Origin of the sequence: Hyphomonas sp. UBA3601 (assembly GCF_002375605.1) — a bacterium.
GTDB lineage: Bacteria > Pseudomonadota > Alphaproteobacteria > Caulobacterales > Hyphomonadaceae > Hyphomonas.
In genome coordinates, this window is the sequence record NZ_DFME01000007.1 from 23,509 (window position 1) to 33,777 (window position 10,269).

The following is a 10,269-nucleotide window of genomic DNA, read 5'->3' on the forward strand; positions in this document are numbered from 1 at the left end:
GGCTGACCATGGCGGCGGGCGGGAAACCGTGATCGAAGGCGAGACGGGCGCACGGGTGGAGCCGGGCAATGCGCAGGCGCTTGCAGGCGCTATTCGGGCCCTGTTGTCGGTCGGTCCACTGGCGCGCGATGGCATGGGCCGGGCGGGACAGGCACATGTTCGACAGCATTTCTCAAAGCAGGGGCTTCAGGCGGCGACACTGGGAGTCTATAAGACCTTGCTGGAGTAGGGGAAATCGAGGCTCGCATGGCAAAACCGGTCAAACCGGCAAGTCCCGTCAATCCGGGCGCAAAAGCCCTCAATGTGCTGGTCATCAAACTCAGCGCACTGGGCGATTTTGTGCTGGCATTGGGCGCGATGAAAGCGGTGCGCGAGATGCACCCGAAGGCGCGCATCACGTTGCTGACCACGCCATTCTTCAAGGAATTTGCCGAACTTTGCCCTTATGTGGACGCGGTGGAGACCGACGGGCGGCCGGATAGTATGAAGGCAACGGCTGCGCTGATTACCCGTATCCGTAAAGCCAAGTACGACATCATCTATGATTTCCAGACCAGCGGACGCACGAAGAATTATTTCACCGCGTTGAGCAAGACCGGCAAGGCGCCGCTCTGGTCGGGCCATCATGAAAAGGCGGCGTTTTTCCACGACAATGGCGAGCGCGCCACCATGCATTCGATTGACCGACTGGCAGAACAGCTCGAAGTGGCTGGCGTGGCACCGGGCGGCCGCTGGCTGGGCAATTCCGCGCCAAAGCCAGATCTTTCCTGGGTGCGGCCAAAACTGCGCGACGCACCGCGATTGCAGCCAGCCTATTTCAGCCTTGAAGAGCCTTACATGTTGTTGATCCCGGGCGCCTCGGCCCATCGGGAGGCCAAGCGATGGCCCGTTGAAAACTATGCGGAATTGGCGAAACGGGTGGCCGATGCAGGCATTACGCCGGTTATTATTGGCGGCAAGGATGAGGGCCCCCTGGCGCATGAGATCGTGCGTAAGGAGCCGCGCACAAAGAGTCTGACCACGCGCACCGATCTGTTCCAGATCGTGACCCTGGCGGAAAAGGCGCTGTTTGTGGTCGGGAATGATACCGGCCCGATGCATATGGCGGCGATTGCCGGCGCGCCGGGCGTTGCTCTGTTCGCGCTGACCGAGAGCAATCCTGACCATGCGGCCCCGCGCGGCGACACGACCATCATTATCAATTCAGCGCCCACGCTGGCCGAGTTGAGCGTCGACGATGTCTGGCAATCGGTTCGGGCTTTGGGTGTGCTGCCATCTTGACGGGATCGCGGAAGTATAGAATGCCCGTCCGCCTTGAAGATGCCTGCATTTACAGGCATATTGAAGCTTACCGAAATAGCGACAAAGGAGATTCGCCATAGCTCGCAGACCAGACACCGGTGGACCACAGAAATCCACTGGCCCACGTATCAATGACGACATTCGCGCCGCCAAGGTTCTCTTGATTGATGAGAACGGTGAAAAGCAGGGCGTGATGCCCATTATGGCTGCCATGGACGCGGCCCGCGAAGCAGGCATGGACCTGGTGGAGGTTTCACCGAACCAGGAAGTCCCCGTCGTCAAGATTCTAGACTATGGCAAGCTCCGCTTCGAAGAACGCAAGAAGAAGGCGGCTGCGAAGAAGAAGCAGAAGTCTTCAGAACTCAAAGAAATCAAGATGCGCCCGAATATCGACACCCATGATTATGGCGTGAAGACGAAAGCGATGACGCGCTTTTTCGAAGGTGGCGACAAGGTGAAAGTGACCCTGCGCTTCCGTGGTCGCGAAATGGCCCACCAGCATCTCGGCATGGAATTGCTGAAACGCGTCCGCGACGATTTCGATGAAATGGCAAAGGTTGAACTCGAGCCGAAGCTCGAAGGCCGTCAGATGACCATGGTGCTCGCACCGCGCTAAAGCCAGCGCTGCTGACTCCAGCACAATAAGCCGGACGGGCCCTGCGCCCTCCGGTTTTTTTGTGTGTGGCGTGCGGAGAGACAAGGCCGCAGGGAAGGGGCATTCAGGAGCAGAGCAGGTTGCGACCCTGTCTCTTCCGCCTGCCGGGACTCGTCAGGTCCCCATCCCGGAGAATTTGCGCGCCGGGATGACCTTCACAGATTATTGCCTATGGGTCCCTGTCGAGTTCACGGCGCCACTTCTGCAGCAGCAACCGTCAAACGGCGGGGGAAAGCTTGGTCAGCATCCCCGCCGCCAGGCATTTACTGACCCGCTTCGATGAAGGCGCGTACATCGTCGGAGAGTTTCTTTCCGTCGCTTTCGGCCAGGTACATCATGTGACCGGAATCGTAATAATCGAACTGGACCCGGTCGAGCACGACACCGTTCTTGTGCAGGGACATTTCCGCGCCGAAGAAGGGCGTTGCCAAATCGTACCATCCCGAGGCGAGCAGCACGCGCAGATCAGGATTTTCGCGCATGCCTTTGCCGAGCCATGGCGTGACATTCACATAGGATGGCCAGCCGCGCTGGTTCACATCCCAGTTCCACTGCGAGCCGGGTTCTCCCGTCAACACCTTGTACGGGCGGGTGAAGTCCACATTCAGCTCGCGGGTCAGATAGTCATTGATCGCAGCGACATAGGCGACATCCATGCCATAGCCGGACGGGTCGTTCTCGGGCGTGTCGGCCGTACCTTCACTGTCGACGCCACGGTACCGGCTATCAAAACGGCCAACCGTGAAGCCTTCTCGGCGCAGCAGCTCCTTGCGGAAGCGAGCCGGATCAACGCGGAGATTGGCAAGGCGGATCCATTCCGGCGACAGGCCGATGAACTCACTCATTTCCTGCGCGATGCGAATCTCGTCGGCTTCGCTGAGAGTCGAGCCGCGGATCAGGGCAGGGGCCAGAGTGTCGGTGGCATAGGTGCGGGCGTCTTCGATGAAGGCATCGAAATCATTGTTCCACTTTGCCTTGTTGGCCTTGCCATGATGCCAGGCGGTGGCGGCCTCGGTCGGGAAGAAGGCGAGATGGGCCGTGTCATTGCCAGGCGCAAAGCGCGCAGTCTGGAAATCCAGGATGGCCGAAATCAGGATCACGCCATTGAGACCGATGCCGTTCCAGCCGCCTTGCAGCTTTTCGGTCAGTGCGGCGGCCCGCGTCGTGCCATAGCTTTCGCCAGCCAGGTATTTCGGGCTGTTCCAGCGGCCATTCTCGGTCAGCCAGATGCGGATGAATTCGGCGATGCTCTCGGCGTCTTCATTGACGCCATAGAATTCCTTGCCCTCGGTCTCGCCGAGTGGGCGCGAATAGCCGGTGCCGACAGGATCAATGAAGACGAGGTCGGTGACATCAAGCAGGGAGTTCTGGTTGTCGCGAATTGTATAGGGCGGCGCACCGACATCGGACGCATCGGACGGGGTAATCACCTGTTTCGGACCGAACGCGCCCATGTGTAGCCAGAGCGAAGCTGATCCGGGCCCGCCATTGAAGACGAAAGTGATCGGGCGCTGGGCGGCGCTGGTCGTGCTGGTGTCGATATAGGAGACCGAGAAGACTGAGGCGGTTGGCTCGTCCTTGTCGTCGCGCAGATAGGTCTCGCTCGCGACGGTCTCGTACTTCACCGTCTTGCTGCCGAGCCGGAGCGAATGGTCAGAGGTGAAGACCCGCGCCTCCGGCACCTCAGGCGCGTCTTTCGGCCCGTTCCCGGCGTCTTCAGCTATACTTGGCATGACAAAGATCGCCATGCAGGCGGCGAGAAGTAGCGTGCGCATGAAAGCAGCCCCTGAAACTTTATAACAATTTGCGACTTTATTCAGGCGGGGGCGCAAGGGCAATAGCCGCACGGTCCTGGACCCGTTTGAGTTTTCCGCATTTCGGAGTTACGCTTTCAGGCAGGGGAAAGCCTATGGATATCGTCTTGCTTTTAGGTCTGCTTGCTTTGCCTTTCCTTGTCTGGCGGGCTTGGGTAGGCCTCAAAATGCCAAAGCGGCGAGCCGAACGCGAAGCACGCCGCCGTGCGGTGCGAAATCGCCTGCAGTAACAGCATATTGGCCTCTTGATTCTCTGCCCCTGATCCGTCATAAGCCGCCTCTTCCGAGCGGTTTGGGCGAACGGCATGCCCTCCAGCTCATGAACCCTGGGCCGCCTATACGGTGTGAGCTCGACGACAGGAGAGATGAAATGCCGAAGATGAAGACCAAAAAGGCCGCTGCAAAGCGGTTCAAGATCACGGCAACCGGAAAGCTCAAGCACGGCGTCGCTGGTAAGCGTCACCGCCTGATGAGCCACAATTCGAAGTACATTCGTCAGAACCGCGGCACGAAAGTCGCTTCTCACGCTGATGTTGCTCGCGTTGTGAAGAAATTCCTGCCTTACGGCCTCTAGGCCCGTATCCTTCAAGATCTTGATTTAGGAGGCCTAAGATGCCCCGTTCACGTAACAAAGTTCCCGCCCACGCCCGCCACAAGAAGATTCTGAAGCAGGCAAAGGGTTTCCGTAACCGCCGCAAGAATACGTTCCGCATCGCGCACCAGTCCGTCTGGGAAGCCGGTCAGTACGCTTATGTCGGTCGTAAGGTCAAAAAGCGGAAGTTCCGCTCGCTCTGGATCCAGCGCATTAATGCCGCTGTGCGAATCCACGACGACGAAATGAACTATTCCCAGTTCATCAACGGCCTGACCAAAGCCGGTATCGAAGTTGACCGCAAGGTCATGTCCGACATCGCCATCCGCGAGCCGGAAGCATTTGGCGCCCTGGTCAAACAGGCCAAGGCTGCCCTCGCTTAACCTGCCCGCAAGGCACAAGTGACAAAGCCCGGCCCTCAAAGCCGGGCTTTTTCTTTAAGGGCGTTTGCATGCCGGCGCGAAGCGCCTAAAAAGCCCGCTGGAACAGCAAAGGGAAGCGACCCCCGTGTCCGATATCAGTACGATTGAAAAAGAGGCCCTTGCGGCGATTGAAGCGGCAGGCGACCTGGCATCGCTGGACGATGTACGCGTGGCCGAACTGGGCAAGAAGGGCCGCGTGTCCGGCCTGATGAGTTCGCTGGGCAAGATGAGCCCGGAGGAGCGCAAGGAAAATGGCCCGAAGCTGAATGCGCTGAAGAATCGCGTCGATGCCGCCGTCCGCGCCCGCAAGGAGGCGCTGGAAGCGGCCGCGCTGGAGGCTCAGTTGGCCAGCGAAACGGTTGACCTGTCCCTACCAGCGGCACCGGGCCCGAAGGCCGGCGCGTTGCATCCGGTCATGCAGGTGTTCGAAGAAGTCGCCGCCGTCTTCGGCGACATGGGCTTCACGGTGGCCGAAGGCCCGGACATTGAAGACGACTGGCACAATTTCACCGCGCTGAACTTCCCCGAAGGCCATCCGGCGCGCGAGACGCACGACACCTTCTTCATGCATGCGCTGGAAGGCGATGCGCCGAAAGTGCTGCGCACGCACACATCTCCCGTGCAAATCCGCACCATGATGAGCCAGAAGCCACCGATCCGCATTCTCGTGCCGGGCCGGGTCTACCGGAATGATTGGGACGCGACGCACACGCCGATGTTCCATCAGGTCGAAGGCCTCGTCATCGAGAAGAACATTCATATGGGCCACCTCAAAGGCTGCCTGATCGATTTCGTGAAGGCGTTCTTCGAAGTGGATGATGTCGAGGCGCGTTTCCGTCCGCACTTCTTCCCGTTCACTGAGCCGTCGGCAGAAATGGACGTCAAATATACCCGCAAGGGCGAGACGATCGAGATCGGCGCGGGCGACAGCTGGATGGAGATTCTCGGCAGTGGCATGGTGCATCCGAATGTGCTGCGCAATTGCGGGATTGATCCGAACGAATATCAGGGCTTCGCCTTCGGTATGGGCGTCGACCGCCTCGCCATGCTGAAATATGGCATGCCGGACCTTCGCCCATACTTCGAAGCCGACCCGCAATGGACTCGCCATTACGGCTTCGCGCCCTGGTCGACACCGTCCGTCAGTGGCGGCTTGAGCTAGGGAGCAGGGGGCATGGGTACCGGCAATAAAGTGGAAATGCTGATTGCGATCTGCGCGGTGCTGACCAGTGCAATTGCCGTCTTCATCGCCTGGGACCAAGGCCGGGTCATGCGCGCGCAGCAGCATGGTGCTGTCTATCCCGTGATCCAGATCGACGGGTTTGTTTCAACGAGTGTCGACACAGCCTCTATGGGTATTCGTGTTTCCAATAGCGGCGTCGGTCCAGCCCTGATCGAGCAGGTCCGCATGCTCAGGAATGGTGAGCCGGTCGCGAGCCTCAACCTTTATGTTGGCCGTTTCCCGTCCGGTTATGACCTTTCCTGGACGAGCCTCATCGGCCGGGCCATAGCACCAGGTTCCAACGTGGAGCCGCTCAGGGTCGACTGGTCTCGTGACGATATTTCGGGCGATCAACTTGACGCCGTTGCCGCAGAGTGGAGCCAGCTGGACGCCGAGATCTGCTACTGCTCGGTTTTCGATAGATGCTGGATAACCCGGGGCCTGGGTATGGGGCGCACGATGGGCCGCGCGGAACGCGTTAAACGCTGCGAACGCAGTGAGGTAGACCTTTTTGAAGCAGTGGCAAACGCGCCGCGCGCTTCAGGCACCGAAACGATTTCGGAAGTGGAATAGACAATGAAATTCACCCTGTCCTGGCTGAACGACCACCTCGCCACCAAGGCGACGCTGGACGATATTCTGGCCCTCATGCTGCAGGCTGGCCTCGAGGTGGAGGAGGTTGTGGACCCGCGCGAGAAGCTGGCGGCGTTTACGGTCTGCAAGGTCAAGGCGGCTGAGCCTCATTCGGATGCGGACAAGCTGCGCGTCTGTACGGTCGATACGGTCGATGGCGAGAAGCAGATTGTCTGTGGTGCGCCAAATGCGCGGGCTGGCATGACCGCGATCTATGCGCCGCTCGGCACGTTCATTCCGGGGCTCAACTTCGCGCTCGACAAGAAACCGCGCAAGATTCGCGGTATCGAAAGCCATGGCATGATGTGCTCCACCAAGGAAATCGAAGCGGGTGAGGACCATGACGGCATCGCCGATCTGGAGGACGCCATTCCACTCGGCACGCCAGCAGCCGACGCTCTTGGCCTGGACGATCCGGTCATTGACTTCGAAGTGACGCCGAACAGGCCGGATTGGTTGGGCGTGCAGGGCATCGCCCGTGACCTGGCCGCGGCCGGGGCAGGGCGCTTCCTGCACGCGGACGTCAAGAAGGTCGTTGGCACCAAGGAATGCCCCGTCGAGATCCGGCTGGACGCGCCCGAGGCTTGTCCGGTGTTCGCCGGAGCCGTAATTGTCGGCGTGACGAATGGTCCGTCGCCTGAGTGGATGCAGCAGCGCCTGAAGGCCGTCGGCATCCAGCCGAAATCCCTGCTGGTGGATGTGACGAATTACATCTCGCTTGACCGGGCTCGTCCGTTGCATGCCTATGACGCGTCCAAACTGTCCGGCCCGGTCGTGGCACGTCTTGGCCGCAAGGGCGAGGTGCTGGAGGCGCTGGACGGCAAGACCTACAAGGTCGGCGAAGAGATGTGCGTCATCACCGATGACAGCGGCGTCATCGGCCTGGGGGGTGTGATGGGCGGACAATCCACGGCAGTCTCTGACGAGACCGTGGACGTGTTCCTTGAAAGCGCCTGGTTCGACCCGCTACGCACGGCCCGCACAGGCCGCGCAACTGGCATCCATTCCGATGCGCGCTATCGCTTCGAGCGCGGTGTCGATCCGCACAGCTGCCTGGACGGGTTGAACCTCGCCATCGCCTTGATCGTGGAATATGGCGGCGGGGTCGTCTCCAAGCCGAAGGTTGCGGGCGAAGCGCCGGTCAATCCGAACAAGGTGACTTTCTATCCGGCCGATGTGGAACGCCTGACGGGGCTTACCGTCAAGCCCGCTGACATGCGCCGCATGCTGAAAGACCTTGAGTTCAATATCGAGGATGCGGGTGATGCCTGGTATCTTCGCCCGCCGACCTTCCGCTTTGACATGGAACAGTCGGCCGACATCGTGGAAGAAGTTGCGCGCCTGGTTGGGTTTGACCAGCTCCCAACCGCGTCCCTGCCAGCGCCCCAGGGCGGCGTGAAAGCGATTACCACCCCGATGCAGGCCCGCGTGCGCGCGGCCCGCCGGGTGATGGCGTCACGGGGTTTCCTGGAAACTGTCAGCTGGAGCTTCATGGCGAAAGCTGACGCGGCGCTGTTCGGCAAGATCAATGACGCGCTGACGGTTGCCAATCCGGTGGCAAGCGAACTGGACTATATGCGCCCATCCGTGCTCGGAAATCTGGCCAAGGCCGCCCAGCGCGCCGCCAATCATGGCGAGCGCGGCGTTCGCCTGTTCGAGGCTGGGCCAATCTATCTGGGCGATGGCCCGAAAGACCAGCGCAGCGTCGTGGCGGCGCTTGTGCGTCCGTTCAATGAGCGGCACTGGCAGGGTGCACCTGAACCATATGATTCCTTCGACGCGAAAGCTGACCTGTTTGCTGTGCTTGATGCGCTCGGCCAGCCGGGCGAGCGCTTTCAGGTCGCCGCGCCCGCTCAACCGCACTGGCATCCGGGGCAGGCGGCCAGCCTGAAGCTCGGCCCGAAAGTGACGGTGGCGCATTTCGGCCAGCTGCATCCGGGCGTTCTGAAACAGATGGGTGTCGATGGGCCGATGTTTGGCTTCGAACTGAACCTCAATGCGCTGCCGCAGATGAAGGCAAAGAACACCAAGACCAAGCCAGTCTTCGAACGTGCCGAGTTGACGCCGATCCGCCGTGACCTCGCCTTTGTGGTCGATCAGTCTGTCCCGTCTGCAGATCTGGTGCGCCATGCCCAAGGCGCCGACAAGAAGCTGATCTCGAAAGTGGACGTGTTCGATGTTTATGAGGGCACCGGCGTGCCCGAAGGGCAGAAATCGGTCGCCTTTGAAATGACGGTCCAGCCGCTGGAAAAGATGAAAGATGAAGACATCCAGGCCCTGATGGACAAGGTGGTAGCCTCTGTCGCCAAGGGCACAGGCGGCGTGCTAAGAGGCTAGGCAACAAGAACCGTTCTTAGGGGGACTCGCATGGGGCTGTATCGCTGGTTGCATAATGAGCTGGTGCCCGAAGCCCGCAAGTCCGGCATTTCGGTTACCAACTGGATCATTATCAGCCTCGTTCTGGCGAGTTTCCTGTTCCTGGCGCTCGAGACCGAGCCGACCCTGTTGGCCATTCCCGAATGGAAGATGGTATTTGACTGGTTCAATGTTGCGGTCGTCATCATCTTTGCCGTCGAATATGTCCTGCGCGTCGTCATTGCGGGTCTCAGGCCGGAATATGCGGGCTTTGTTGGTCGTCTTCGCTACATTACGCGCTTTTATTCCATCGCAGACCTGCTGGCCTTTCTGCCGGAACTGATCGTGATGGTGGTTGGCGGGGGCATTCCGCTGATCGCGCTGCGCGTCTTCCGCCTGTTCCGACTGATCAAGATTGCGCGCTTCGTACCGGCTTTTGATGTGCTGGGCGCAGCGATGAAGCGGGCGGGAACGCAGCTTCTCACCACGCTCGCCATGGCGCTGGCGCTCGTCTATGTGGCGGCGGTGCTGCTCTATTTCATCGAAGGTGTGGGGCAGGGGCGTGAGGAGTTTGGCTCCATCCCGCGCGCCATCTGGTGGTCCATCGCGACGCTGACCACGGTTGGCTATGGCGACATCTATCCGGTCACCACGCTGGGGCGGATTGCGGCGTCTGTAATTGCTATTGCGGGGATCGGCGTGGTCGCACTGCCGGCAGGCGTGTTCGCCAGTGCCTTTTCGGACGAGCTGCGCGAGCGTCAGTTGCAGAAGCTTCAGGACCGCGTCGAGGCGGCCGAAGCGCAAGCCGGCGCTGCCCCCGAAGAGAGCAGCGCCTGAGCCGTTTAGTCCTGGGCCTTTGAGCCGTTCGCTTCGGACTGGAGCATTGTATACCGCTCGATTCCGATGCGTTCGATCAGGTCGAACTGCGTTTCAAGATAATCCACATGCTCTTCCTCATTGTTGAGGATCTTTCCGAACAGGTCGCGGCTGCCATAGTCGCGGACGCTCTCAGCATATTCCATCGCGTCCTTGAGCAACGGAATCGCGTCGTTTTCCAGTTTCAGGTCGCATTCGAGGATTTCGAAGACTGATTCCCCGATACGCAGCTTTCCGAGGTCCTGGAGATTCGGCAGGCCGCCGAGGAACAGGATGCGCTCGATCAGCCAATCGGCATGCTCCATCTCTTCGATGGATTCCTTGTATTCATAATCGCCCAGCTTGCTGACGCCCCAATCGTGCAGCATGCGCGAATGCAGGAAATACTGGTTGATCGC

The 10,269-nt window shown here is 60.1% G+C and carries 11 protein-coding genes; 9 read left to right on the forward strand and 2 right to left on the reverse strand.

Features of this window, described 5'->3' with window-relative positions; genetic code table 11:
* The 3 genes from B4F73_RS00430 to infC form a co-directional block, all read left to right on the forward strand.
* The coding region (locus B4F73_RS00430; protein WP_290482254.1) for a glycosyltransferase at positions 1-229 on the forward strand (229 nt) is incomplete at its 5' end.
* Positions 230-246: 17 nt separating this feature from the next.
* On the forward strand, positions 247-1,281 hold the full coding sequence (locus B4F73_RS00435; RefSeq protein ID WP_206992173.1) for a glycosyltransferase family 9 protein: 1,035 nt from the start codon (positions 247-249) through the stop codon (positions 1,279-1,281).
* A gap of 97 nt (positions 1,282-1,378) precedes the next feature.
* Complete coding sequence (gene infC, locus B4F73_RS00440) at positions 1,379-1,918, forward strand: translation initiation factor IF-3 (protein WP_290926900.1); 540 nt, start codon at positions 1,379-1,381, stop codon at positions 1,916-1,918.
* Positions 1,919-2,220: 302 nt separating this feature from the next.
* On the opposite strand, the gene B4F73_RS00445 is transcribed toward infC, so the two are convergent.
* The gene (locus tag B4F73_RS00445) at positions 2,221-3,732 is read right to left on the reverse strand and encodes a S10 family peptidase (RefSeq protein WP_290480470.1); all 1,512 of its coding nucleotides are present in this window, start codon (positions 3,730-3,732) and stop codon (positions 2,221-2,223) included.
* 409 nt (positions 3,733-4,141) lie between these two features.
* On the opposite strand from B4F73_RS00445, the gene rpmI reads away from it, so the two are divergent.
* The 6 genes from rpmI to B4F73_RS00475 all read left to right on the forward strand — a co-directional run bounded on the left by rpmI (position 4,142) and on the right by B4F73_RS00475 (position 9,832).
* On the forward strand, positions 4,142-4,345 hold the full coding sequence (gene rpmI / locus B4F73_RS00450; RefSeq protein ID WP_034816462.1) for a 50S ribosomal protein L35: 204 nt from the start codon (positions 4,142-4,144) through the stop codon (positions 4,343-4,345).
* Positions 4,346-4,383: 38 nt separating this feature from the next.
* Positions 4,384-4,746, forward strand: a complete 363-nt coding sequence (rplT, locus tag B4F73_RS00455; RefSeq protein ID WP_034816464.1) for a 50S ribosomal protein L20 — start codon at positions 4,384-4,386, stop codon at positions 4,744-4,746.
* 124 nt (positions 4,747-4,870) lie between these two features.
* Complete coding sequence (gene pheS, locus B4F73_RS00460; protein ID WP_034816740.1) at positions 4,871-5,947, forward strand: phenylalanine--tRNA ligase subunit alpha; 1,077 nt, start codon at positions 4,871-4,873, stop codon at positions 5,945-5,947.
* Positions 5,948-5,959: 12 nt separating this feature from the next.
* A complete protein-coding gene (locus B4F73_RS00465) occupies positions 5,960-6,580 on the forward strand; it encodes a hypothetical protein (RefSeq protein WP_290482255.1) in 621 nt (206 codons plus the stop codon).
* Positions 6,581-6,583: 3 nt separating this feature from the next.
* Entirely contained in the window at positions 6,584-8,977 is a 2,394-nt protein-coding gene (gene pheT / locus B4F73_RS00470) for a phenylalanine--tRNA ligase subunit beta (protein WP_290482256.1), read from the forward strand.
* A gap of 30 nt (positions 8,978-9,007) precedes the next feature.
* The gene (locus tag B4F73_RS00475; protein WP_290482257.1) at positions 9,008-9,832 is read left to right on the forward strand and encodes an ion transporter; all 825 of its coding nucleotides are present in this window, start codon (positions 9,008-9,010) and stop codon (positions 9,830-9,832) included.
* Positions 9,833-9,837: 5 nt separating this feature from the next.
* Here B4F73_RS00475 and bfr read toward each other — a convergent pair.
* Positions 9,838-10,269, reverse strand: a 432-nt coding sequence (gene bfr / locus B4F73_RS00480; protein WP_290482258.1) for a bacterioferritin, incomplete at its 5' end; no start/stop codon positions are given.

What these genes read in the sequence shown, in the direction of transcription:
- rplT (WP_034816464.1), top strand. Translation starts at nt 4,384, where the DNA reads ATGCCCCGTTCACGTAACAAAGTTCCCGCCCACGCCCGCCACAAGAAG.
- B4F73_RS00435 (WP_206992173.1), top strand. Translation starts at nt 247, where the DNA reads ATGGCAAAACCGGTCAAACCGGCAAGTCCCGTCAATCCGGGCGCAAAA.
- B4F73_RS00465 (WP_290482255.1), top strand. Translation starts at nt 5,960, where the DNA reads ATGGGTACCGGCAATAAAGTGGAAATGCTGATTGCGATCTGCGCGGTG.
- B4F73_RS00475 (WP_290482257.1), top strand. Translation starts at nt 9,008, where the DNA reads ATGGGGCTGTATCGCTGGTTGCATAATGAGCTGGTGCCCGAAGCCCGC.
- B4F73_RS00445 (WP_290480470.1), bottom strand. Translation starts at nt 3,732, where the DNA reads ATGCGCACGCTACTTCTCGCCGCCTGCATGGCGATCTTTGTCATGCCA.
- rpmI (WP_034816462.1), top strand. Translation starts at nt 4,142, where the DNA reads ATGCCGAAGATGAAGACCAAAAAGGCCGCTGCAAAGCGGTTCAAGATC.
- pheT (WP_290482256.1), top strand. Translation starts at nt 6,584, where the DNA reads ATGAAATTCACCCTGTCCTGGCTGAACGACCACCTCGCCACCAAGGCG.